We start from the raw sequence: 22,701 nt of genomic DNA on the forward strand, positions 1-22,701 counted from the left end.
CTATCCTCCAATTTGATTCATTGGTTGAGAGACATCATAAATTCTCTCTATTGGTTTTAAAGACATAGTCTTATGAAGAAGATCACTGATCTCATTTCTATCTTTACCTCTTAAAGAATATCCCTCATTCATCATTAAACAAGGTCGTAAAATGGCATCAGCAGAAAGTCTAAGTCTTGAACAACCTGTACAGAAAGGTTTCGACTCAGAAGCAATAATTCCGATATTTGCACCATTACTTAGAGTGAAATTAAAAGAAGTAGAGTCAATCGGAAGAGATATTGGAGTTATACTTGAGAATTTCTTCAATCTTTCGATTATTTCATCTGCACTTACAAACTTCTTCTCAAAGCTCTCTCTTGCTTCACCAATTCTCATCAGTTCCAAAAATCTAACTTCAATATCGTAGCGTCCAGAAAAATCAATAAAGTCTTCAATTTCTTTGTCATTAAAACCTTTCATTAAAACAGCATTAATCTTCACATTAAAACCAAGCTCCTTGGCCATAAAAATAGATTCTAAAACTTTTTCTAGGTGGGGAGATCCAGTCATCTTTTGAAAGCCCACTTTATTTAAACTGTCTAAACTAAAGTTAAGGTGCTTACAGGTAGTATTTTTAAGTTCAGGAAGTAACTTGGCCATGTGTTGACCATTTGTCGTTAGCCCGAGTTTTGAGAGGTTTAATTTATCTAAACCTCTTATAATTTCTAATAGATCAGACCTTAGAGTCGGCTCTCCACCAGTAAGACGAATTTCATCAATCCCTAGATCAACTAAGTGAGTTGCTAGAGAAATGAGCTCCTGGGAGCTAAGAAGATTTTTCTTATGCATAAACTTAGGATCATCTGGCATACAGTAAATACATCTAAAGTTGCAAGCATCTAAAAGAGCAAGTCTTAGTTTATGTATATGACGGCCATGCTGATCTACAAGCTTAGTTCTTGATTGTTTCATTAGTATCTAGTCCAAGGGTGAAAGGCAAAGACCTCACCATTTAAATAAGTTTGAGCATCTTCGGGCAATTCCAAAAAGCCATCACTTGTTGCGAGACTCGCGAAATCCCCAGATCCATTTGAGCGCACAGGTGTAGCAATCAGTTGTCCAGAATTTGAGATCTCAATATCTACAGCACTAAAGAGTGCAAAGTCTTTTTTAAAAGTAATATCAACTGCTAACTTAGCGTATAATTTCTTAGAACTTATTCCAAAAGAGCTCTCCAGTGAAGGAACAACATACCTTCGCATACAAACTAAAGCTGAAACAGGATTACCGGGCAATCCGAAAATACATTGCCCTGCACTACCTTTTGCAAATAGAAGTGGCTTACCAGGTTTTTGCTTAATTTTATGAAAAACGACCTCTGCAGCGAGATCATTCATTACAGTATGAACAAAATCAAACTTACCCATTGAAACGCCACCTGAGAGAATAATAATTTCATGATTATCAATAATACTCTTCAGCTTAGAGAAAACTTCAACTTCATCGTCTAAGAGATGAAACTTAGATATTTGACTACTAGGAATTCCTTGCTCATTTAGCGAGCTCTCAATTCCATATGGATTTGATTTCCATATTTGCCAAGGTTCACAAGTAAGACCTGGTTCAATAAGTTCATCTCCTGTACTTACAATTGCAACTTTAGGAAACTTCTTAACGGCGACTTCACTAAGTCCCTGTGATGCTATTATAGCTATTTTAGGACTATTAAGGATAACTCCACTTGTAAGAAGTAATGATCCTTTTTGGTAATCGCTACCACGTCCATGAATATTGTCATTTAGAGAAAAATTCATTCCATCTTTAATCGTGACTTTACCATTTTGTAAGTCACAATTCTCATATGGAATTACACAATTACAGTTTTCAGGTAAAACTGCTCCAGTCATAACTTCTATTGCATCATCTTCAGACTCTAAACGAAGGGCCTTCATTCCGGCCTTTTGAATTCCATTTAGTTTATAACTTCGCTTTGAGTTAGATGAAAAAGATATCGCAATTCCATCCATTGCGACCCTATCAAATGGCGGCTGTTCTCTTGTTGCATAGAGGTCTTGGGCCAGAATACGGCCATGAAGCTCATTAACGGAAACCAGTTCAGTTGATAATTTAAACGCATGCTCTCTAACCATTTGGTCAGCAGCTTTAACACTAATCATATTTCTCTCCAAGTGGGAGACACATTCGTTTCCAAATGTGCCGTATCGTCTTAAGTCCTTAGAAGTTTCCGTAGGTTTCTCAAGATAAGAAATAACTAAATTTTAATCGAGAGTTGAAGCTCTCTTTTTATCGTAAATAAAATCGTTGCGCTTTTGCTGAAGTTGCACATGACATTGTGTACAATTCATCAAATTTCCATGCCTTGGCACCAACTCTTCCCTTGCCCCATTATCTATATGACAAATAGCACAGTTTTTACGATCTTGTATTCTGTGCGGAATATACGGAGGCCCGATAGGGTTCGCTCTGTCTATCTCAGGGTGAGCGAAGTACTTTTTAAAGTTACTTGGCCTAAACACGGTATCAACTGTAGCTCTTACGTGACACTGTGTACAGTTCATTTGCTCTTCATGCAGCACATTTGGCCCGTGCATCTTACCAATTTGATGACAATTCATACAACTTGTTCTGTCATTGAAGCCATCCTCAAGTCTATGCGGTATTGTTGGAGGAGCACCATCATAGAGCCTATTAAGCTGTCTTTTTTTCAGATATTCTTTTCTATCTTTAAGCTTCCTATTCTTACCACTAATTCTTATATCAGAGGCCTTAACCAATCCATCAGAGTTAGAAGCTGCCTCAGAAGTATCTTTCTTTTGGCAGCTTAGTAGTAAAAAAATAAAGAGAAACGACCATGCAATCTTCATGCTTAGGCCTTCTCTACACTTACAGCACATTTCTTATAATCTGGCTCAAATGATAAAGGACAATAATTATCTAGAGTCACGTTATTGATCATCTTATTTTCATCAAAGAAAGGAACGAATACTGACCCTCTTTGCGGAACAGCTCTTTCGTTAATCGATGCTTTTAAAACAATGCTACCTCTTTTAGAAGTTACTCTGACGTCGTTACCATTTGAAATACCCAACTCTCTAGCATCTTCTGGGTGCAGCTCAACATAGGCTTCTGGCATTGCCTGATGAAGTTCTTTCACTCTTCTAGTCATTGTTCCAGAGTGCCAGTGCTCAAGGACACGTCCTGTACATAGCCAAAATGGAAATTTATTAGTTGGTATCTCTGCGGCAGGCTCGAATGGTCTAAACCAAATAACTGCTTTGTTATCATGTTTCTTGTTACCGTAGAATGAGTACTCTTCTCCCGCTTTAACGTATGGATCATGTCCTTCACTATAGCGCCACCTTGTCTCTTTCTTATCAACAACAGGCCATCGCAATCCACGAGCTTCTTTAAGATGAGAATACTCAGCAAGATCTTTACCTACACCAACTGTAAACTTTCTATACTCTGAATAAAGTCCTTCTGCTTGCTCCTTATCAGATTTCCATGGAAAGAGTTTTCCATATCCCATTCTTCTTGCCACTTCAATAATTTGCCAAGAATCAGGTCTCGCTTTACCTGGAGCTTCTACAAGCTGGTTCCATTGCTGCGTTCTTCTTTCACTATTACCAAAGCAACCTTCTCTTTCTACCCACATCGCTGAAGGAAGTATAACGTCAGCGATTTCAGTAGTTGCTGTAGGATAGATATCAGAAACAACAATAAATGGTTTATTCTTTTTTATTCCTTCCAAAAATTTCTGTCTATCAGGAATTGTATGCATTGGATTTGTAACTTGAATCCACATTGCCGTAACATCTCCATCTTTTAACTTTCTAAACATGGCCATAGTGTGCATTGATGGTTTCTCTGGAATTGTTCCAGCTGGAACTCCCCAAATTTTTTCAGCAAATGCTCTGTGTTTAGCTTTTTTTACAATCCTTCCACCAGGAAGACCATGAGTAAGGGTACCAACTTCTCTAACAGTTCCACAGGCCGACGGCTGTCCAGTCAAAGAGAATGGACTATTACCTGGCTGTGAAATTTTCCCTGTAAGCAAATGAATATTATAAATTATATTATTCATCCACGTTCCTCTTGAGTGTTGATTCACACCCATACACCATAGACTCATAACTTTTTGTTTCTTATCGCCATAAATCTTGGCCAACTCTCTAATTTGAGATGCTGGAACACCAGATATTTTTGATGCGTATTCAGGAGTATACTTACTTATATAACTTTTAAATTTGTCGAAGCTGATAACTGTCCCAGTTATCTTAGGAGGTTTAACACCTTCAAGACCATGACCAATGTTAGTAGTCCCCTCTTTGAAGAGAGTGTGTTTTTTTACAAAATTCTCATTAACCCAACCATTCTTTATAATTTCATTACAAATGGCATTTCCAATTGCAAGATCTGATTGAGGCTTGAACTCAAGATACATATCAGACATCTGAGTTGTTCTAGTTCTTCTAGTTCCTAAATCAATAATCTTAACCTTTGGATTATTTCTTTTATAGTCTGTGATTCTCGAAAATAAAACGGGGTGCATTTCCGCCATATTATTTCCCCACATAACATAATTGTCACTTGTTTCGAAATCATCATAGCAACCCATCGGCTCATCTTTACCAAATGAAGTAATGAAACCAACAACTGCTGAGGCCATACAAAGTCTTGCATTTGCTTCAAGGTTATTGGAACCCATTCCACCTTTCATAAATTTCATAGCGGCATAACCATCTTGTAAAGTCCATTGTCCAGAACCGTACATAGCACTCTTTTTTGGACCAGCTGCTTTAAACTTCTTTGCAATAAGATCTAGTGCCTCATCCCAACTCGCAGTTTCAAACTTTCCATTTTTCTTAATAAGTGGTTTCGTTAGTCTATCTTTTGCATAGAGAACTGCAGGCAAGTGATAGCCTTTTACACATAGAAAGCCTTTATTTACTGGAGATTGCTTATCCCCTGCAACTGCAACGACCTTACCGTCTTTAACACCAACCATTGTTCCACAGCCAGTTCCACAAAAACGACATGGGGCCTTCTCCCATTTCATTGTAGGGTCATTTAGAATATCTTCGCCATGTGTATCTGCGGCTATAAGACCTGGAAAGAAACTAATTCCGGCCATTGCAATAGCATACTTTGTTGCTATATCTTTTAAAAAATCTCTTCTTGATAAAGTCATAACTATCCTTATTAATCTATACAGTCTTCCATATTAGTAAAAACAACTTTGGCACTTAATACCCCAGGCCATCTCTCTAAGGCCTCAGTTAAGGCCCTATCTTCTTCTGCTCTAGCAGTATCTGTGGTTAGAATGAGGTGATTTATTCCAATTTGTTGAACTTCAATTCCTCGAACATCGATGAATGAGTTCGCAACTTCTCTTTCGGTGCCAGCACCAACTTCTAAAACAACACCAGATATAGGCATATCAGTCTCCATTTCTTACGTTTATGTGAGATATATTAATGCATTGTCATGTACTTAAACATGATACAAATCATTCAAATTACGATTTAAATAGTAAATATACCTACAAAATGGACACAAAATAGGATTGTATTCAAAATAGAGAATAAATTAAGGTAGAGTCTAAAAACTATGTTTGGTTAAACCCACTGCTACCATTGATATTTAGTAAAAGAGTCGTGTAATTGCGACAATTATGGTTTTTTTCCTTATTCTGTAGATATCGGCCCTATTGTTATAATTGTCAGATGAAATATTTCTTATTAATTTTTCTTTTTTTTATTCCGGCCATAGGACACGCCAATAGCTTCTCCTTCACTATTGGTCCTGTTGAAATTGCTCAAGGACGCTCATCAGTTAATCTTAGAGATTTTAAGCTAAAGAAATCGAAGCACAATAAGCTTGTCAGGGCCAACTTCGTAAAAGACTCAGTTCAATGGGTCAGAGATAAGGAGAATCTTCTTACTCCTCGTGCACGAATTGGCCTTAGATTAAAAGAGTCAGGAGATATCTTCATCAAATATGAAGGTCATAATATTATCCCAGTATCTAAAAATGATCACCTCTACAGCGAAGTCTATGTAAATCTTTTCTATCCAAAAGATATTGAGATCTATAATGGAGCAGCACTTATTGAAAGAATCAGTATGTTTGCCAAGAAAAAGAAAGCGACAAATTCAACGTCGACTTCTAATATAGATTATTCATGTGTACCTTTTCATTTAAATATTACTGGGCTTGATGGAGAATACTTTAGTGTTGGTTGTCGTCTCGAAAAGACAGGTCGATTTGGCAATGAAAGACCAAGACTTGTAGTAAGTTTAGTTACTACCAATTACTTACTTGCAGATGGATCAGACTCTCCAATAAAAGTTTTTCTCCAAGACAATTCAAAAGTATCGATTCCTCTTCTTTCTAAATCTGGATCAAGCTTAAAGGTATCTTTAAGCGCAAAACTACCTAAGAAAATCCCTCGACTTAAAACCGCTCTAGGATTTGGTCCATACTCACTTGATGCTTCAAAAACCCACTCTGCTAAGAAAGGAACCTTAGCACCATCACTAATGATTTATGGAAAGTATGACTTATATGAAAGCTCTAGCTTACGCTTTTTTGATGCCCTCGTTTACAACAAAACTTTATTCAATAATTCAGGTATATACTTTGCTTATACACTGGCCACTGCCTTTGACTCTCGAGTTGAACTCATTCCTCTATTAGGGGCCCAAGGTCTTTCCTTTAAGTATGACTCGTTTAATGACCTAGAGCATCAATTCATCTTTCCGCAAGGTTTCGAAGTCGTTTACAGGCATGCTTTTGGCCTAGAAAACTATACGGCATCTTATGGAATGTTTCTTTCAACTTCTAGTAAGACTGATTACGAAAATATATGGATAAGAATGGGAAAGGGATGGTTTTTAGAGCTCAACTATATTAACTGGAAACACAATGACTCTCGTGCAACAATGTGGGGACTGAGTGTCGGAATTCCTTTTCTCACTTTCTTTTAAATCTATTGCATAAAATCTTTATAATTATCTTTGATATAATTTCTAAGCCACAGATGTGATGATGAGTTATCTTTACTCTTGTGCCAAATCATTTGATGCCTAAAGGCCGGTATCTCAAAAGGTACATTTAAAACCTTTAACCCATAGAGCTTTGCAACTTTCTTTGCAAAGAATGTTGGTACAATAGAGAGAAAATCTCTTTGGCTTACTAACATTGGAATTGAGTTCAAATAGCTTGTTCGAATTGTTATATTACGCCTATGTCCCATTTTCTTTAATAGTTTATCTACATCACTTCCGGGTTTTTCAGTTGGAGTATAGAGTACATGCTGAGCTTCGAGGTAAGTTTTTAATGAAATATTCTTGGTATACCTTCTCGAAGAATTACTCGCTATGAGACTAAAGTGTCTCTCCCCTAGAGTTTCGATTGTAAAGTTATTAATCATTTCCAAATTTCCAGCAAAGCTTAAATCCACTTCTGAGCTTATCATTCTCTCAAGAAACTCTTCAATAACTATACCTCTAAAAGTCATGTTTACTTTTGGTGCATCAAGCTTTAGCGACTGCATTAAACTTGGAAACCAAGTAAATGAATCATATGACGTTCCTGATAAAGTAAAGTGCTTATCTGACTCATGAGGGCTCCACTCAGAACTCTTAAACAGAGTTTGCTCTAGATCCCTTAAATGAGACTCAACGAAGGCCGACAACTCCTTACCTTTTTCAGTCGGTGAGTAATGCTTTCCTGTTCTTACAAATAAGTCATCTCCAAGACTCTCTCTTAGTCTCTTTAAAGCATGGCTTACAGCAGGTTGCGAAAGTCCAAGATTCACTGCTGTTTTACTCATACTATTAGTTTTATTAAAGTCATTTAGTACTACCAGTAGGTTCAAATCAAAGTTTCTTATATTCATAAGTTTTATACTCCATATAAAATATATTCATTTTATTTATATATCTTTTTACACTAAAATCAAATAGTAAAAGGAGAATATATGAATACTTTAATCATCAATGGCCATCCAGACTTAGAAAGTTTTACTTCTCAGATTGCCAATAAAATTCATCAAACAAACCTTAGCTCGTCAAAGAACTGCGAGATTATAAATCTAGCGAGTCTAGAATTTAATCCAATTTTTAAAGGTTTTTCTGACAAGACACCACTAGAGAAGGACTTGCAAGATGCTCAAAATAAAATACTTTGGGCCGATCATATTATTATAACTTCTCCAATTTGGTGGTCCACTTATCCTGCACTTCTAAAGGGATTCTTTGATAAGGTTTTACTTCCCGACTTCGCTTTTAAATATCATAAGGGCAAAGCATTACAACAAAAACTTCTAGTCAATAAAACGGCAGATTTAATACTTCTAAGTGATGCTCCTAATTGGTATCGAGTGTTTCTGCAAAGAGACCCTGCTACAAAAATACTTAAAAGAGATATTTTAGGTTTTTGTGGAATCAAAGTAAAAAACGTTAATCGGATAGGAGAAGTTGGAAAACTAGATTCTAATGCAAGAAAGAAGATACTAAATTCTTTCTAGCTACTATATTTATCCAAATCAACCTTTAAAAGCTCGCCCCATCTTGTTGTGTAGTGGGAGCTTTTTTTCTTACATAGAGTTGTCCAAAGAGGATCGATTCCACACGCTAAAGACTTGATAGTTCCTCTACCTTCTCTTTGATTAATCTGGTCTAATACTGACATCAGAGCGTCTGTTTTAAGGTTATCACTTCTCTCAAAAAAGCTTAACTGGCACATATCTTTTTCAACGAGAGAACTAAGAGAGACCCCTGCTTTTTTATAGATAAAGCCAGGCTTATAAATTCGATCTAAAAGTTCGTAGGATTTTCTAATCAAGAAAATTGAATCTCCAGTAGGCGCCATAAAACTCATGCTCGCCTTATTAAAGTACTGAGGAGTATCGGAAAAGGGGTTTGTCGTAAGCCATATAGTAAGCGTCCTCGTTCTACTATTTTGATTTCGCATTTTCTCACTTGCTCTTGAAATATAATTAGCAAGGGCCTCTCGCAACTCGTGCTTACAAATTACTCCGTGTCCAAAAGACTTTGACGAAATAATTTGCTCTTTCTTTTTCAATGACAACTCTAAGTCAAAGCAATTGATACCTCGTAATTCGTCCTGAACTTGTCTACCAACTTTGGTAAGTAGCTTTAGAATCTTTCTTTCATTAGAATAGTTTTTAAAATCAAGACCTGTATAGATTCCAAGATGCTTTAACTTCTCGGCCGAACGCCTTCCAATGCCCCAAATATCATCAATAGATATTCTCCTTAATGCCTCATCGATATACTCTTCACAAGTAAGATCCAACACTCCCTGTGCCTTGGCAGATTTTTTAGCATGATGATTGGCAACCTTAGCTAGAACTTTTGTATGGGCGATGCCTACGCTAACAGGAATGCCGATTTGCTCAAAGACTTTCGTTTTTAATACTCTACCATATTCATCTAGACCCAAGTGCTCCATTCCCGATAAATTCAAGAAGGCCTCATCGATTGAATAGATCTCCATCTCAGGACAAAGTCCTCCTAAAACATTCATAATTCTATTTGAAATATCACCATATAGAGAATAGTTAGAAGAAAAGGCAACACCCTTATGCTTTTCGAGCTTGTCCTGTAACTTGAAAAAAGGCTCCCCTCTCTTTATTCCAATATCCTTGGCCTTCTGGCACAGGGCCACGGCGCAACCATCGTTATTAGAGAGAACAACAACTGGACGATTTTTAAGCAAGGGATTAAAAAGCCTCTCGCACGAAACATAGAAGCTATTACAATCAACAAGAGCAAATACTTTCTTCACAGGCTACGTCTTACTAATGAGTGAATAATATGAATAACAACACCCCATACTTCAAAACGTAGTTCATCTTTAATTACAATTGGATTGAACTTTTCATTTTCAGGAGTAAGGATAACTTTCTCATGGTCACGAAAAAATCTTTTAATACTAAACTCTCCATCGACTATGCCAAGAATAATATCACCATTTCTAACCATGACAGAACGGTCGATAATAAGTAGATCGCCACTAAGAATGAGAGGCTCCATACTTTGGCCCTCGGCCTTAACAAAGAATGTAGAATTTGGTCTTTGAACAAGCAGAGAGTCTAACGAGAGTTTACCTTCTAAGTAATCATCGGCCGGACTAGGAAATCCACATGAAACATGAGTTCCAAACAACTTTGTAAACAAGGGAGTCTCTAAATCCAAAAGAGAGTAAAACCTAGGTATATCCTTCATGAAATGAGGATATCACAAGAGGACAACTTACGCAAAACTTACGCAAACACACCCATAACCAGTTAATATTGCTCAATCGAATAGACTTCATAGGCAATTGTTTCATAAGGGTGAGACTGTTTCATAGCCCCAATGACTGAGCTAATAATCTCATCCTGACAAACCATTTCAAGCTTAACTTCCTGGACTGACTCTAATAGACCAACGCTTCCAATGAAGGCATCGCTCCCTTTTAAGGGACGAAACTGGCCTACACCCACAGTTTCAAAACAGCAGCTATCATAATTTCCTATTCTTCCCGCACCTGCTTTGAACATAGATTCTTTTAATATTTCTTTATGATCGATCGGTACAAAAACAATAATTTTCTTCATAAAAGCTCCTAATAAGTAATATCTTACAGCAGGATCTATCTTTAAAACAAGGCCAGGAAACAAAAAAACAGAAACTTAGCAATGAACTAAATTCACAAGAAATTAATTTATATAGTAATAAAAACAAATGCTTACTAAAAATTAGTTAAGTGTAATCTTGTGAAATACCTAACAGTTTCTTACATTGGCCAAGTATAAGCAAAAAATATTTTACAAATCTAGACGAATTCTTAACACTAATAGAACAGGAAAAAAAATATCATGTTTTCATGGAGGAACATAATGAGAAAAGGAATTCTGGCGACTCTAGTTGCTATGCTAGCATTCAGTGGACAAACAATAGCTTGTGATCAACATGGTCAAGGTGGAATTGTTGAAGAGAACTCTCTTCATATCCCAGCTGATGCAAAAAATGTTAATGGAATGACGAAAGAAGAGTTCAACTCAACAATCGACAAAGTATCTGCTATCTATGCACCAATTTTTGCTGAAAGAGGAAAAAGACTTCTAGTTGAAAGAAAGTGGGAAGACGGAACTGTTAACGCTTACGCTCAACAGACTGGTAATACTTGGAAAGTGTCAATGTTTGGTGGTCTAGCAAGACACGAAACAATCACTGTTGATGGATTTGCAACAGTAATCTGTCACGAAATTGGTCACCACATTGGTGGACAACCTAAGAAGAAGTCATGGTTTGGTTCTTCATGGGCATCAAACGAAGGTCAGTCTGATTATTTCGCAACATCTAAATGTTTAAGAAAGTTCATGGAAAATGATGATAACGCAACTATCGTTGCTAATATGGACATTCCAGAAATCGTAACTAAGACTTGTAACGAGAAATTTACTAGTGAAGCTGAAGTACTAATCTGTCAAAGAGGTGGTATGGCAGGTCTTTCACTTGGTAACCTTTTCAGAGCTCTTAGAAATTTAACTACTGAATTAAAGTTTGATACACCTGATACTTCAACTGTATCAACTACAAACCACAATCACCCAGCTCCTCAGTGTCGTCTAGATACTTACTGGAGTGGTGCAATTTGTGATAAAGATGCATATACTGACGTAAGCGATGCTGACTTCGCAGTTGGAACTTGTGCAAGAGTTGATGGTTATGATTCAGGTGTAAGACCAACTTGTTGGTTCAAACCACCGAGAAGCTAAACGCGTGTGATATATAATATCAAAGAAGGCCTACAGAAATGTAGGCCTTTTTTTTATTAATTTTACAACTTTCATAAAATTAATATTATTTTGTCCTAAAGCAGCAACTACTAAATATAAAAAAACATTGAATTTTGAAATCCTAAAGGTAGTATTATTCAACCCAATAATTTATGGAAATATATGACAGTTTTTAATTATAAAGAAGATCGCCTACCTGTTTTAATAATCTCAACATACTTTTTAATAGATATTCTCATTTATCTAAATGTGCAAAGCATTGGCTTTCTCGTATTTTGGTTCTTTCTAGGTATATGGCCAAAGGGAAATATATGCTCGTGGAATCATCATCATCAGCACTGTCAGACGTTTAAGATACCACTTTTAAATAGAATTTTAGAACTTATGTACGGACTTCAGACAGGTGTATTTGGCTTTACATGGGTTCTTCACCATAACCTAGGCCATCACTTAAATTACCTTGACCAACATAAAGATGAGTCGAGATGGAAAGATCTAAAAGGCCAAACAATGGGAAGGCTTAGATATACGGCAGAAGTATCTGTTACAAGTTACGCGAGGGCCTACAAGGTTGGTAAGAAGCATCCAAAGATTTTAAAGAAGTTCATATGGATGGCAGCAACTACACTTACTCTAGTTACAGCTCTTACTTTCTACAGACCTATTCCTGCTCTACTCGTTTTTTGGATACCAATGATTGTATCGCTTATTTTAACGGCCGATGCAACTTACTCTCACCATACTGGTCTAGATACTCAAGACCCTGTTAAAGCAAGCCGAAATATTGTGGATTCTGTTTGGTATAATAGACTTACAGGAAACTTAGGTTATCACACTGCCCACCATATTAAATTCGGTCTTCATTGGTCTAAAACACCTATGCTGCACGAAAAGCTCAAAGCAGATATTCCACCAGAGTGTTACGGCAAGCCAATGTTCATGTTTAGAATTCTTGATTGGATCTCTAAAGGAATAAGTACGATTAGGCCATTTGGGTTACTTAAAAAGGCCTAAGAGGAATTTTGATAAGGTCAGTACATTTTGACCTTATCAAATGAATAAAGACTAGCTTAATTTATTGTCGTCATTTTTTTCAGTATCATTCAGACCTTTTTTGAAGCTATTCACTCCTTGTCCTAGGCCCTTAGCAAGCTCAGGAATCTTCTTACCACCAAATAAGAGTAAAACAGCAAGGCCTATAATAAACATCTCACCTGTACCTAAACCAAACATATTAACTCCTTTTATAATTTATATCTTATAGATATATAACAAGTTGATACCTATAGTAAATAAACCCTATCCATAAAACTAAGAATTAATTCTAAGTTGTCCAGACAAAATATCTAGGGCAGCTTTGGCCATAAGTGTGAATACTAAAGCTCCTGTGGCCCATATTCCTAGGCAAACGAAGAACTCTCCCACTGATGGAGTGTATTCAACAATAGTTCCAAGTGGTGAAGGAACAAAACCAGGTATAATAAGTCCCATTCCTTTTTCAATCCAAATCCCAACAAAACCGATAGCACATGTAGGAATAAGTACCTTATAGTTATTAGAGTGCTTTGGACTTAGGAACACATAAGTTGTCCAAACTCCAAAAGCTATCGCCGACCAGATATAAGGAACCAATAGATTATGTCCGTGAAGACCAGTAAAGAGATACTGAGCAGATGCAACGTGAGCACTGTCAGTATAGAATTCTTTAAATACTTCACAAAAAAGAAGAAATAAATTTAGCGGATACGCAACACGTGCAATATTCTTTAATAATTCAAATACAGATTCCTTAACCTTCATATGGTCATAGTACTTATTAATCGCAAAGAAGACGAGAATAAGAAGAGCTGGACCTCCAGCAAAGGCACTAATCAAAAAACGAGGAGCTAAAATCGCTGTGTTCCAAAATGCTCGTCCACCAAGTCCACTATATAGAAATGCGGTTACTGTATGGATAGATACGGCCCAAAAGATTGAGATAAAAACAAAGGGCTTGTAATAATTCTCAGTTGGTTTCTGATTCTTATAGTATTTATAAAGAAGATAACCAGGTATGTGCATATTAAGAACGAGGTAACCATTAAGAACTATAACATCCCATGCCAGAATAGACTGCGGGAAATTGAGTCGTCCTATGAATGGAATAACATGCCAGAAACGATCAGGTCTGCCCATATCAACCATAATAAACATCATACACATGATAATTGCAGATAGAGCGAGAAGCTCTCCAATTATAACAACTTCTTTTACTGCCTTAACTTTAAAAACATAGGCCGGAACAACTAGAAGAACAGCAGCAGCAGCAACACCAACCAAGAAAGTAAAGTTTGCTATATATGCACCCCAACTAACTTCATCAGATAAATTTGTCACAACGAGTCCATACTCAAGTTGTCGAATATAGAAAAATAGACCTATTAAACAAGTAACAAATAAACTACCAATCCATATTTTAAAAATCTTGCCACCACTAAAGGCAGCTATTAACATTCGTTTCCAAAAATTTAAATACTCAATCATAACTTTCCCTTTAATCAAAGTAGTAGAAAAACTGAGGAAGTGTATTAAGCTCTTCTTTTAGAACAAAGACTCTCTTATTCTTAAAGATTTGATTAACTTCACTTTCAGGGTCTAAGATATTACCAAACTTACGTGCTCCTGTTGGACATGCCTCTAAACAAGCAGGATATTGTCCACTTCTTGAGCGATGTAAACAGAAAGTACATTTTTCCATAACACCTTTTGGTCTTATTCTATTACTTAGATATGATTGCTCTGTATTAATCTTAGCTCTATCAATTGTAGGTTCTTTGAAATTAAAGTGTCTCGCTTCATACGGACAAGCTGTCTGACAGTATCTACAGCCAATACACCAATCGTAATCAACAACAACAATTCCATCTTTCTCTTTCCAAGTTGCTTCAACTGGACAAACTTTAGTACATGGAGAATTATCACAGTGATTACATTGAACAGGTAAATAGTATTTCCCATCTTTTGGAACAGATTCACCTTCATAGAATAGAGAACCTTTTTCAGGGTTCATTGTTCCAATAGGCATCTCTAAAACACGTATATAACTTCCAATCTCTTTTGGAATATTGTTTTCTTCAGCACAAGCTGTTACACATTTTCTACTTCCATTACATGTAGAGAGGTTTAGACAGTATGCATACTTAACACCATCTAGCGGTAAGTGATCACCGACATTGACATCAACTCCATACTTGGCCTTAGTTTCTTTAGCAATTCTTTTAAATGCTTTCTCTTTTTGCTTAGGAGTGAGTTCTTTATAATGCTTTTGAAAGAACTTCTCAAAAGAGAAAGCGTTGACACTCTTAACAGGTGCAACAGTTATTGCAGAGGTACCAAGGGCCGTAGTTATAAAAGATCTTCTCTTAATCTTTTTATTTAAAGCATTAGTAAAAATATGCTCAATTCTATTATCACTTTTCTTGTCATCACTCATTAGTGACCTCCCCCATTATGCTTCTTTCCCTGCGGATGAACTGGTCCAGGATCAGCCTTCATGAGTCTAAATTTTGGTTTGTGTGGGTTATGACAACTTGTACAAGTAGACTTATACTTTTTACCGCTCCAACTCCCTACCATTTTCCCATGAATCCCAAGTTCCCAATCACGCTTTTTTTCACCATGACACTGGAAGCACTGGCGATAACTTTGATCAAATCCAATTTTCTCCCCAGTATGAAGAACTAATTGATTTCGATCACCTTTATCATGGCAAGAATAACAATTCTTAATATTATCATGGTGCTTAAATTCTAATCTTTCATGTGGAGTAGCTAGAGGTAATTCATTAATCTTATCATGAGTGAAATCTCCATGACATTTCATACATGGAAAGTTCTTTATAGACAGTCCCCTACTTTCTATCTCAACAAGATCATCAGCAATAACAACACTGGACAAGAGTACAAATGCAATAGTGATTCTCTTTATTATTTTCATTATTATCCTAAGTTATGTCCCAAGACTTTTTCACGATTAACGCCTAAAACTTTTTTGGCAAGCTCTTCCATTAACCATTCATCATAATCTTCTTGATAATGGTTCTGGGGAAACTCTACAGAATAGGCCTTTACAGACCCCATATACTTTTGAGTTTCTTCACTGGCCATAAAGATTTCGGCCACAAACTTCTTTCCGTGTGGAAGAAGTGCTGCGTATAAGCTAACACCTGAAGTAGTGAGCCCTTGTTCCTCATCAATATTCACTGGCCCATCAATATTGATAAAAGGCCAGTGCATAAGTAGGTAGATTGCTGATATCTCTTTTGCGAATTGAGGTTTTACACCCTTGTCTTCATCGGCGAGGATAAAGCCCTTGTTTTCGGGCATATCCTTAACCGCTTGAGAGATATCAGTAATAGTAATTTGCTCATCTAAAACGAGATGTTCTTCACTCATTATTTCTCGTACCTTTTCTTAAAGTCTTCAGCATTCTTCTTTCTCTTAGCTCTTTCTTTGTCAGACATTTTACCTAAGAACCACTTGTGATTTTCTTGATTAAGAACTTCATCAATTACTTTCTTAAGATTCTTACCATCTTTTTGAACTTTAGCATCAGAGTCTGCCATTGCTTCTTTAGCAAGTTTCTTAAGCTTAGGAATTAGCTTTGCATAGAAATGCTTTGCAACTTCATAAGTACCATGCCAGTGAGTATAGTCAGGCCCCATCATGGCCGCACCATGACGTGCTCTTCTTCCTTCGTGGTGCCAGATCTCGAACCAAATAAAGTCTAACTCATTAGAGAACTTAACTGGGTTAAGAAGTGGTTGAGCTGCTGCCATAAGCTTTAAACCTGGCTTAGCAAATTTTTCATTATAAAGTTCAACTAAGGCATCATACTGAGTGTAGAAGTTGTCTACATAGCTACCATTGTGACAACTGAGACAAACATTTTTCATGTTCTTTCTTCTAGTTTTCCAGTTAATATGCTGTCCAGGAAGACCTAGCTTCTTATCTGAAACTTCAGGTCTAATTGAAACCGCTGGTCTATTATTCCATGAAATTCTTAAACCAACATCGTGAGTAACAGGCATATCTTTAGTTGCAGACATGTGACAAGTAGCACAAGTTGGTGCGGCATTGTAATCTTGCCCAGGAATCCATTTACCATTGTCCATATTCATCTTGTCTTTATTAGCGTAGTAAGCAATACCGTGCTTAGACTCTTTATAGATTTCCATTTGAGGATGATCTGGTCCCATGTGACATTTACCACAGTTTTCAGGGTTTCTGGCCTGCTCAACAGAGAACTTATGTCTTGAGTGACAAGCTGAACATGAACCACGTGAACCATCTGGGTTTAGTCGTCCAATACCTGTATTTGGCCAAGTTGCAGGGTCAAGCTTTCCGCCTTTAAGAACCTTCACCTCAGAACCATGACATTGCCAACAACCATTTACAGCTGCTGCAGAGTTACCTTCAGGGAATGCAGGTGTTACAAATCCACTATTACCTTCAACAACTTCAGCAAGAACATTATCAAGAGAACCTAAGATCTTCGCAGCTTGTGCGTGATGTGACTCAGAGAACTCCTTAACTTCATGTGAGTGACATTTCGAACAGTCTTTAGGAGAAACGATGATTGAAATACGTTCACCATGATGCATAAACTGATCTTTATCGGTCGCTTGTGCTTGGTGACATTCATAACATCCAACCTTTCCTCTAAAGTGCTTTGAAGCACCCCACATCTCAACAATAGCAGGCGATGTCTTTTGGTGACATTCCATACATTTCTTTGATTTGTTTGAAAGTTTGTCTAATTTTCCAGATGCCTGGACCTGTAGTGTGAGCAGCATCACTGCTACGAAATAGAAGATTCTTTTCATAAACATCCCTTTTTAAATATCTATTAAACTATTATAATTTTACTATTTTATCGGTCCATAATAGTCTAAAAGTAATTGTCATGGAAATGTAGAAGCCATATAAATATATGATATATATCAGCTAAATTTCAAAATGTTTTTCATTTCATGATGTAGCTCATACTTTAACTGAAAATATTGGTCATAATGTCAAAATCGAAAAAAACATAGTTCAAAAATCAGAACTTTTATAGGATTTCTTGTGAAAATATTCATTTTAATAATTACTACTATCTTTACTTCATCTTGCCTTAAGGAAGATTTAAGTTATGAAGTCTATAGGAGTAAAAAAGAAATATCATCAACTACACAAATGAGTGCCAATGCAGAAGGAATTCAAAAAGAAAATGACAGCTCTCTAAAATGGAGCGCACCACAACAGTGGAAAGAAAAAGAAACGAATAGTATAAGAATAGGAAGTTATGACCTCCCGAGCATTGGTGATAAAAAAGCGGAGCTTTCTATCATCATTCTCGCAGGTGACGGTGGTGGTATAACACCAAACCTAAATAGATGGAGAGGTCAGATTGGACTTGAACAAAGTGACAAAAAAACAATCGAAAGCACTCTCGAGAAGATCACAGGAAAATTAGGTATTTTTCAATTCACACAAATCACTAATCAAGATAAATCAATTCTTGCAGCTTTTATTATGAATAAGGGAAAAACTATTTACGTAAAGGCCACGGGACATAAAGATGTTCTAGATAATCAGAGAGATCTTTTTCTCGAATTCATAAAAGGGATTTATGAAAGTAAATAAGTTTTTAAAATCTTTATCAGATACTAGGATTTTTTTCTGGGCGACACTATGGCTAATAGTTCTTCTCTTCGTAGGGACTATTGCTCAAAAAGATATTGGTCTTTACCAAGCACAAGAAAGATATTTTTCATCATTTATTATTCTACTTGGAGGCTTTCTACCAATGCCAGGTGGTGCGATTACAATGGGTGTAATCTTTGTAGGATTATTATCAAAACTTATCTATAAAACCCCTCTGACAATCAAAAATTCAGGAATTGCCATCACTCACCTCGGTTCTTTTCTTTTACTAACTGGAGGACTTTTAACTGGTCTATTTAGTTTTGAAGGAAATATGGTAATCCCTGAAGGTCAATCTGTTAATTTTTTCAAAGACTATCATAAATTAGAAGTTGCGATTATTGATACAAGCCCAAAAGATGAAGATATCACCTATGCTTTTTCTCAAGGGTATTTAAAAAAAGGTAATAGTATTTCTATAGATGAAATTCCATTTAAAATAACTATATTAGATTACTGTAGAAATTGTAACATTCTTCCAATCACTAAAGAAGTTGACGAGAGTTTTCAAGGCTTTGCAAAGAGATTCGAACTTTCTGAAAAAGAATTAGAAATAGAAGATGGTGACAATAGAGCGGGAATGCTTATACAAATTGACGGCTCAGATAACGACGGAAAATATTTAAATGTAGAGTACATGCCTGTCGCTCAAACAATTAAGGCAAATAATAAGATTTACAAAATAGAACTTAGACATAAACGCTATAGACTTCCTTTTGAAATTGAGCTTATTGATTTTGATAAACAAATGTACGCAGCAACCTCTATGGCCAAGAGCTATAAGTCTGTAGTCAGATTAAAAGATGGAAAGTTAAAACAAAGAACAGTGATTCAAATGAATGAGCCTCTAAGATATAAAGGTTACACTTTTTATCAATCCTCATTCATCGAACAGGACGGTTCACAAACAACTATACTTGCAACAGTTAAAAATATAGGAAGAATGTTTCCGTATATTTCAAGTATCATTATTTGTATAGGACTGCTCATTCACCTGCTTTTAAACTCTAAGAAACTTTTCACTAAGAGAACAGAATGAAATATATAACAGCAGCTATACTTCTATTATTATCTTTCAATAGTTTTTCAAAAGTAAATCTAGCAATGGAGAGCTTTGGAAAAATACCGATTTTACATGAAGGAAGAGTTAAGCCTCTAGACACATTTGCAAGGACTAACCTTCTGATGGTTTATGAAAAATCTAAGCTAAAAGAGCTTAGTGCTATCGAGTGGTTGGCCGAACTTATTTTTGATCCAAATGTCGCTTACAAAAGAAGAATATTCAAGATTAGAAACTCAGATACTGTAAAGGCCCTAAGTCTTACTGCAGATAAAACTCATAATTACACTTTCATTGAAGTCTCTACTGCCATTAATAATGAAAGTAAACTTATCTCAGAAATCTCAAACATAGAAAAGAAACTGAGATCCCCTACACAACAACAAATTTTTGAACTTTATTATAAAGTTTCGACAATATTTGAAATTTCACGTTCAGTTTCACTAATAATTCCACAGTTTAAAATCCCTTCAAAAGATTATGCTCAGAAGCTTGATCTTCCTTTTGGTACTTCATTGACTTACTTACAAGTTTTAAAAAGAAAAGCAATTTTTGAAAAACTTGCTGGAAAAATTTATGAAAACACAAATGGATTCGCACCACAAGAACATGCGCTTTTAGCTCTTGGTCGTAGCCTAGAAGTTGTTGCATCTGATACTTACACTAAGATATTTAGAATCGTACCTCCACAAGTGGGAAATAAAATTGATAGTGAATGGCATTCTCCTTGGCAAACAGTACAAGGAGGACACGGCAATCCTTTGACAGCAAAATACTTCGAGAAGTGGGCGAAAATGTACACGGCCTATATGGCAAAAGATATTGATGCGTTTGAAGAGTTCAGTTTATCAGTATATGAGAGCTCAAAAGAGCTTAGCAAGCAAGTCGTTAACTCTAAAAAGCTTGACTGGGAGTTTAACTACAGCAAATGGGATCTTTTTACAAAATCAGTAACATTATACATCCTGGCCTTCCTACTTCTTTGTTTTAGCTGGTTATTTTGGAAAAAGATCTTAGAAAAAGTTTCTTTCGCACTAATGAGTTTTGGCGGCGTTCTTCATGGGTTAAATCTAACTTTAAGATGTATCATAATGGATCGTCCACCTGTAACAACCCTCTATGAATCTATCATCTTTGTTGCCTTTATATGTATCTTTGGCGCTATTTTAATAGAAAGAAAGAGAAAAGATGGACTTGGAACATTTGTTGGTACAACACTCGGAACGATTTTACTATTTGTTAGCTTTGGTTATGAAAAAGACGGCGATAGTATGGGAATGCTGGCCGCTGTTTTAGACACTAACTTTTGGTTAGCAACTCACGTAGTAACAATCACCATTGGATACGGTTGCGCATTTGTTTCAAGCATACTTGCTCATGTCTATCTATTTCAAAAGTACATCAAATATCAAAGATCTGATGTGTCCTTTGATATTAAAGACACATTAAAGAATATGCATGGCTCTGTTCTATTTGCTCTTTTCTTTACAGTCTTAGGGACAATTTTAGGCGGTATCTGGGCAGATCAGTCATGGGGAAGGTTCTGGGGCTGGGATCCAAAAGAAAATGGAGCAATGCTTATTTGTATGTGGCTTCTTTGGGTTGTGCATGGGAACCTGACAAAGTATTTTAAAGATATTGAATATGCATTTTTAACAGCTCTAACTAGCATTATAGTTGTACTAGCTTGGTTTGGTGTAAATCTCTTAAACGTAGGTCTTCACTCCTATGGATTCACTGAGAGTATCGCAACAAATATTGCTCTTTTTACAATTATTGAGTTAGTAGTTTGTGGTGGGATTTACGGGGTTTTAAAGTTTCAAAAAAAGGAATTAAGCGGAAATTAATATGAAGCAGATACTAATTATAATTACTGTCACTATTACTATATTTGGACTGGGGTATTTTTTGGACTCATCCTCTATTCCGACTCAAGTCAGTATAGAACAAGAGCATGATGAAATAATTAATACTAAAATTGCTCTTCCACAGTTTAAATTCAATGATCTTGAAGGGACTCAACAAGATATTACAAAATTCCAGGGAAAGAAGATTATTTTAAATTTCTGGGCAACATGGTGTGGACCTTGTAAAGAAGAGTTTCCAGAGATGCTAGAAATCTTAAAAGAGGATAACAACACAGTTCTAGTAGCAATTTCTAACGATGCAAACAAAATTGAAGTTCAAAAGTTTATAAAAAAACTTAAAACAGAAGCAATTGATCTAGAGAGCGAACGCGTCTTTATTGGATTCGATCCGAATAAAGAGATTTCGTCAGAATTATTTAATGTACTAAGACTACCTGAGACATTTATTATAGATTCACAAATGAATATTATTCGTAAAGTGATAGGAAGCTATCACTGGACCAATAAAGATATGCACAAATTTATTAAAGAAATGAACTAACATACGGAGTAAATATGAAAAGAACAATTACAGCTCTCTTATTTCTATTATCATTATCAGCACTGGGATTTCCTCCAGGCTATGCAACACAGGTAGCTAAGATTAAGGACGACCCTAAGGCCCTTTTTAGCGGTACAGTACAAGAAGTTAAGATGACTAAGACCTATACTTATGTACAAGTAAAGAATAAGAACTCTTCTGCTTGGGTAGCAACCTCACCTACTAAAGTTTTAAAAGGTGACAAGGTAGAGTTTCTCAAGGGTCAAGAGATGAAGGACTTTCATAGCAAGGCCTTAGATAGAAAATTTCCAAGCATCTACTTTACAAGCTATATAAAGGTTCTAGATAGAAAGATTTCAGAGAAAAGTGCTGTAAAAAAAGGTTCTGTTAAGAAATCTAAACACACTATTTCTGATATCTTTAAAAATGCTAAATCTCTAGATAAGAAAAATGTTGTTATCAGAGCTAAAGTTGTTAAGTACCTACCGGGAATAATGAAGAAAAACTGGCTTCATGTGCAAGATGGTACTGATTACGAAGGAAAGTTCGATCTTGTTATCACAACAAATGACGTCGTAAAAGAAGGACAAATTGTTGAATTGAAAGCGACAGTTGCTTTAGATAAAGACTTCGGTCACGGCTACAAATATCCTATTCTTCTTGAGAATGCTAAAGTCATAAAATAATAA

Annotated in this window: 24 protein-coding genes and 1 riboswitch; of the genes, 9 read left to right on the plus strand and 15 right to left on the minus strand. The window is 36.1% G+C overall.

Features of this window, described 5'->3' with window-relative positions; translation table 11 throughout:
- From moaA to DPQ89_RS07915, 5 genes are all read right to left on the minus strand, one after another.
- The gene (moaA, locus tag DPQ89_RS07895) at positions 1–954 is read right to left on the minus strand and encodes a GTP 3',8-cyclase MoaA (protein ID WP_127716386.1); all 954 of its coding nucleotides are present in this window, start codon (positions 952–954) and stop codon (positions 1–3) included.
- Positions 954–2,159: a molybdopterin molybdotransferase MoeA gene (locus DPQ89_RS07900; RefSeq protein ID WP_127716387.1), complete on the minus strand. Its 1,206-nt coding sequence runs from the start codon at positions 2,157–2,159 to the stop codon at positions 954–956. The genes moaA and DPQ89_RS07900 overlap by 1 nt, the downstream gene beginning before the upstream one ends.
- A riboswitch (molybdenum cofactor riboswitch) is annotated at positions 2,146–2,262 on the minus strand. Its footprint overlaps the gene before it by 14 nt.
- The gene (locus DPQ89_RS07905; RefSeq protein ID WP_164848306.1) at positions 2,262–2,867 is read right to left on the minus strand and encodes a nitrate reductase cytochrome c-type subunit; all 606 of its coding nucleotides are present in this window, start codon (positions 2,865–2,867) and stop codon (positions 2,262–2,264) included. Its footprint overlaps the riboswitch before it by 1 nt.
- A gap of 2 nt (positions 2,868–2,869) precedes the next feature.
- The gene (locus tag DPQ89_RS07910) at positions 2,870–5,194 is read right to left on the minus strand and encodes a molybdopterin-dependent oxidoreductase (protein WP_127716389.1); all 2,325 of its coding nucleotides are present in this window, start codon (positions 5,192–5,194) and stop codon (positions 2,870–2,872) included.
- 11 nt (positions 5,195–5,205) lie between these two features.
- A complete protein-coding gene (locus DPQ89_RS07915) occupies positions 5,206–5,442 on the minus strand; it encodes a chaperone NapD (RefSeq protein ID WP_164848307.1) in 237 nt (78 codons plus the stop codon).
- A gap of 287 nt (positions 5,443–5,729) precedes the next feature.
- On the opposite strand from DPQ89_RS07915, the gene DPQ89_RS07920 reads away from it, so the two are divergent.
- The gene (locus DPQ89_RS07920) at positions 5,730–6,992 is read left to right on the plus strand and encodes a hypothetical protein (protein ID WP_127716391.1); all 1,263 of its coding nucleotides are present in this window, start codon (positions 5,730–5,732) and stop codon (positions 6,990–6,992) included.
- Positions 6,993–6,994: 2 nt separating this feature from the next.
- Here the strand turns inward: DPQ89_RS07920 and DPQ89_RS07925 are convergent, their stop codons facing one another.
- The gene (locus DPQ89_RS07925; RefSeq protein WP_127716392.1) at positions 6,995–7,906 is read right to left on the minus strand and encodes a LysR family transcriptional regulator; all 912 of its coding nucleotides are present in this window, start codon (positions 7,904–7,906) and stop codon (positions 6,995–6,997) included.
- 81 nt (positions 7,907–7,987) lie between these two features.
- Here DPQ89_RS07925 and DPQ89_RS07930 point away from each other — a divergent pair, with 81 nt between their 5' ends.
- Positions 7,988–8,536, plus strand: a complete 549-nt coding sequence (locus DPQ89_RS07930; RefSeq protein WP_127716393.1) for an NAD(P)H-dependent oxidoreductase — start codon at positions 7,988–7,990, stop codon at positions 8,534–8,536.
- Here DPQ89_RS07930 and DPQ89_RS07935 read toward each other — a convergent pair.
- The 3 genes from DPQ89_RS07935 to DPQ89_RS07945 all read right to left on the minus strand — a co-directional run bounded on the left by DPQ89_RS07935 (position 8,533) and on the right by DPQ89_RS07945 (position 10,633).
- Positions 8,533–9,819, minus strand: a complete 1,287-nt coding sequence (locus tag DPQ89_RS07935) for a Y-family DNA polymerase (RefSeq protein ID WP_127716394.1) — start codon at positions 9,817–9,819, stop codon at positions 8,533–8,535. The genes DPQ89_RS07930 and DPQ89_RS07935 overlap by 4 nt on opposite strands.
- A complete protein-coding gene (locus tag DPQ89_RS07940; RefSeq protein WP_127716395.1) occupies positions 9,816–10,259 on the minus strand; it encodes a LexA family transcriptional regulator in 444 nt (147 codons plus the stop codon). Before DPQ89_RS07940 ends, DPQ89_RS07935 begins: the two co-directional genes overlap by 4 nt.
- A gap of 62 nt (positions 10,260–10,321) precedes the next feature.
- On the minus strand, positions 10,322–10,633 hold the full coding sequence (locus tag DPQ89_RS07945; protein ID WP_127716396.1) for an NGG1p interacting factor NIF3: 312 nt from the start codon (positions 10,631–10,633) through the stop codon (positions 10,322–10,324).
- Positions 10,634–10,915: 282 nt separating this feature from the next.
- On the opposite strand from DPQ89_RS07945, the gene DPQ89_RS07950 reads away from it, so the two are divergent.
- Together DPQ89_RS07950 and DPQ89_RS07955 are read left to right on the plus strand one after the other, a co-directional pair.
- Entirely contained in the window at positions 10,916–11,797 is an 882-nt protein-coding gene (locus tag DPQ89_RS07950; RefSeq protein ID WP_164848308.1) for a M48 family metalloprotease, read from the plus strand.
- A 183-nt stretch (positions 11,798–11,980) separates the two neighbouring features.
- The gene (locus DPQ89_RS07955) at positions 11,981–12,832 is read left to right on the plus strand and encodes a fatty acid desaturase (RefSeq protein WP_127716398.1); all 852 of its coding nucleotides are present in this window, start codon (positions 11,981–11,983) and stop codon (positions 12,830–12,832) included.
- A 51-nt stretch (positions 12,833–12,883) separates the two neighbouring features.
- Here the strand turns inward: DPQ89_RS07955 and DPQ89_RS07960 are convergent, their stop codons facing one another.
- The 6 genes from DPQ89_RS07960 to DPQ89_RS07985 form a co-directional block, all read right to left on the minus strand.
- Positions 12,884–13,051: a twin-arginine translocase TatA/TatE family subunit gene (locus DPQ89_RS07960; RefSeq protein ID WP_127716399.1), complete on the minus strand. Its 168-nt coding sequence runs from the start codon at positions 13,049–13,051 to the stop codon at positions 12,884–12,886.
- A gap of 78 nt (positions 13,052–13,129) precedes the next feature.
- A complete protein-coding gene (dsrP, locus tag DPQ89_RS07965; protein WP_206611143.1) occupies positions 13,130–14,341 on the minus strand; it encodes a sulfate reduction electron transfer complex DsrMKJOP subunit DsrP in 1,212 nt (403 codons plus the stop codon).
- Between the two features lie 10 nt (positions 14,342–14,351).
- On the minus strand, positions 14,352–15,290 hold the full coding sequence (locus tag DPQ89_RS07970; protein WP_127716400.1) for a 4Fe-4S dicluster domain-containing protein: 939 nt from the start codon (positions 15,288–15,290) through the stop codon (positions 14,352–14,354).
- Positions 15,290–15,793 (minus strand): hypothetical protein, encoded by a 504-nt coding sequence (locus DPQ89_RS07975; protein WP_127716401.1) that lies wholly within the window; start codon positions 15,791–15,793, stop codon positions 15,290–15,292. The genes DPQ89_RS07970 and DPQ89_RS07975 overlap by 1 nt, the downstream gene beginning before the upstream one ends.
- Positions 15,794–15,795: 2 nt before the next feature.
- Positions 15,796–16,251 carry a hypothetical protein gene (locus tag DPQ89_RS07980; RefSeq protein ID WP_127716402.1) on the minus strand — a complete coding sequence of 152 codons (456 nt, stop codon included), beginning with the start codon at positions 16,249–16,251 and terminating at the stop codon, positions 15,796–15,798.
- Positions 16,251–17,681, minus strand: coding sequence for a multiheme c-type cytochrome (locus tag DPQ89_RS07985; protein WP_206611144.1), 1,431 nt, complete (start codon positions 17,679–17,681; stop codon positions 16,251–16,253). The genes DPQ89_RS07980 and DPQ89_RS07985 overlap by 1 nt, the downstream gene beginning before the upstream one ends.
- Positions 17,682–17,922: 241 nt before the next feature.
- Here DPQ89_RS07985 and DPQ89_RS07990 point away from each other — a divergent pair, with 241 nt between their 5' ends.
- Genes DPQ89_RS07990 through DPQ89_RS08010 form a run of 5 tightly spaced genes read left to right on the plus strand, consistent with a single transcriptional unit; the run spans position 17,923 to position 22,698 of the window.
- Positions 17,923–18,483: a hypothetical protein gene (locus DPQ89_RS07990; RefSeq protein ID WP_127716403.1), complete on the plus strand. Its 561-nt coding sequence runs from the start codon at positions 17,923–17,925 to the stop codon at positions 18,481–18,483.
- Complete coding sequence (locus DPQ89_RS07995) at positions 18,470–19,582, plus strand: cytochrome c biogenesis protein ResB (RefSeq protein ID WP_127716404.1); 1,113 nt, start codon at positions 18,470–18,472, stop codon at positions 19,580–19,582. Before DPQ89_RS07990 ends, DPQ89_RS07995 begins: the two co-directional genes overlap by 14 nt.
- Positions 19,579–21,450, plus strand: coding sequence for a cytochrome c biogenesis protein (locus DPQ89_RS08000; protein WP_127716405.1), 1,872 nt, complete (start codon positions 19,579–19,581; stop codon positions 21,448–21,450). Before DPQ89_RS07995 ends, DPQ89_RS08000 begins: the two co-directional genes overlap by 4 nt.
- Position 21,451: 1 nt before the next feature.
- Positions 21,452–22,012, plus strand: coding sequence for a TlpA disulfide reductase family protein (locus DPQ89_RS08005; protein ID WP_127716406.1), 561 nt, complete (start codon positions 21,452–21,454; stop codon positions 22,010–22,012).
- 14 nt (positions 22,013–22,026) lie between these two features.
- Positions 22,027–22,698, plus strand: a complete 672-nt coding sequence (locus tag DPQ89_RS08010) for a hypothetical protein (RefSeq protein WP_127716407.1) — start codon at positions 22,027–22,029, stop codon at positions 22,696–22,698.
- The last annotated feature ends 3 nt before the right edge of the window (positions 22,699–22,701 follow it).

The sequence above is a fragment of the Halobacteriovorax sp. HLS genome (genome assembly GCF_004006665.1).
In the GTDB taxonomy this organism is placed as follows: domain Bacteria; phylum Bdellovibrionota; class Bacteriovoracia; order Bacteriovoracales; family Bacteriovoracaceae; genus Halobacteriovorax.

Excerpts from the sequence above, each read along its gene's own strand:
- DPQ89_RS07970 (WP_127716400.1), bottom strand. The coding sequence starts at position 15,290 with ATGAGTGATGACAAGAAAAGTGATAATAGAATTGAGCATATTTTTACT.
- DPQ89_RS08010 (WP_127716407.1), top strand. The coding sequence starts at position 22,027 with ATGAAAAGAACAATTACAGCTCTCTTATTTCTATTATCATTATCAGCA.
- DPQ89_RS07960 (WP_127716399.1), bottom strand. The coding sequence starts at position 13,051 with ATGTTTGGTTTAGGTACAGGTGAGATGTTTATTATAGGCCTTGCTGTT.
- DPQ89_RS08000 (WP_127716405.1), top strand. The coding sequence starts at position 19,579 with ATGAAATATATAACAGCAGCTATACTTCTATTATTATCTTTCAATAGT.
- moaA (WP_127716386.1), bottom strand. The coding sequence starts at position 954 with ATGAAACAATCAAGAACTAAGCTTGTAGATCAGCATGGCCGTCATATA.
- DPQ89_RS07915 (WP_164848307.1), bottom strand. The coding sequence starts at position 5,442 with ATGCCTATATCTGGTGTTGTTTTAGAAGTTGGTGCTGGCACCGAAAGA.
- DPQ89_RS07940 (WP_127716395.1), bottom strand. The coding sequence starts at position 10,259 with ATGAAGGATATACCTAGGTTTTACTCTCTTTTGGATTTAGAGACTCCC.
- DPQ89_RS07980 (WP_127716402.1), bottom strand. The coding sequence starts at position 16,251 with ATGAGTGAAGAACATCTCGTTTTAGATGAGCAAATTACTATTACTGAT.
- dsrP (WP_206611143.1), bottom strand. The coding sequence starts at position 14,341 with ATGATTGAGTATTTAAATTTTTGGAAACGAATGTTAATAGCTGCCTTT.
- DPQ89_RS07900 (WP_127716387.1), bottom strand. The coding sequence starts at position 2,159 with ATGATTAGTGTTAAAGCTGCTGACCAAATGGTTAGAGAGCATGCGTTT.
- DPQ89_RS07995 (WP_127716404.1), top strand. The coding sequence starts at position 18,470 with ATGAAAGTAAATAAGTTTTTAAAATCTTTATCAGATACTAGGATTTTT.
- DPQ89_RS07945 (WP_127716396.1), bottom strand. The coding sequence starts at position 10,633 with ATGAAGAAAATTATTGTTTTTGTACCGATCGATCATAAAGAAATATTA.
- DPQ89_RS07930 (WP_127716393.1), top strand. The coding sequence starts at position 7,988 with ATGAATACTTTAATCATCAATGGCCATCCAGACTTAGAAAGTTTTACT.
- DPQ89_RS07985 (WP_206611144.1), bottom strand. The coding sequence starts at position 17,681 with ATGAAAAGAATCTTCTATTTCGTAGCAGTGATGCTGCTCACACTACAG.
- DPQ89_RS07955 (WP_127716398.1), top strand. The coding sequence starts at position 11,981 with ATGACAGTTTTTAATTATAAAGAAGATCGCCTACCTGTTTTAATAATC.
- DPQ89_RS07925 (WP_127716392.1), bottom strand. The coding sequence starts at position 7,906 with ATGAATATAAGAAACTTTGATTTGAACCTACTGGTAGTACTAAATGAC.
- DPQ89_RS07910 (WP_127716389.1), bottom strand. The coding sequence starts at position 5,194 with ATGACTTTATCAAGAAGAGATTTTTTAAAAGATATAGCAACAAAGTAT.
- DPQ89_RS08005 (WP_127716406.1), top strand. The coding sequence starts at position 21,452 with ATGAAGCAGATACTAATTATAATTACTGTCACTATTACTATATTTGGA.
- DPQ89_RS07950 (WP_164848308.1), top strand. The coding sequence starts at position 10,916 with ATGAGAAAAGGAATTCTGGCGACTCTAGTTGCTATGCTAGCATTCAGT.
- DPQ89_RS07975 (WP_127716401.1), bottom strand. The coding sequence starts at position 15,793 with ATGAAAATAATAAAGAGAATCACTATTGCATTTGTACTCTTGTCCAGT.
- DPQ89_RS07920 (WP_127716391.1), top strand. The coding sequence starts at position 5,730 with ATGAAATATTTCTTATTAATTTTTCTTTTTTTTATTCCGGCCATAGGA.
- DPQ89_RS07905 (WP_164848306.1), bottom strand. The coding sequence starts at position 2,867 with ATGAAGATTGCATGGTCGTTTCTCTTTATTTTTTTACTACTAAGCTGC.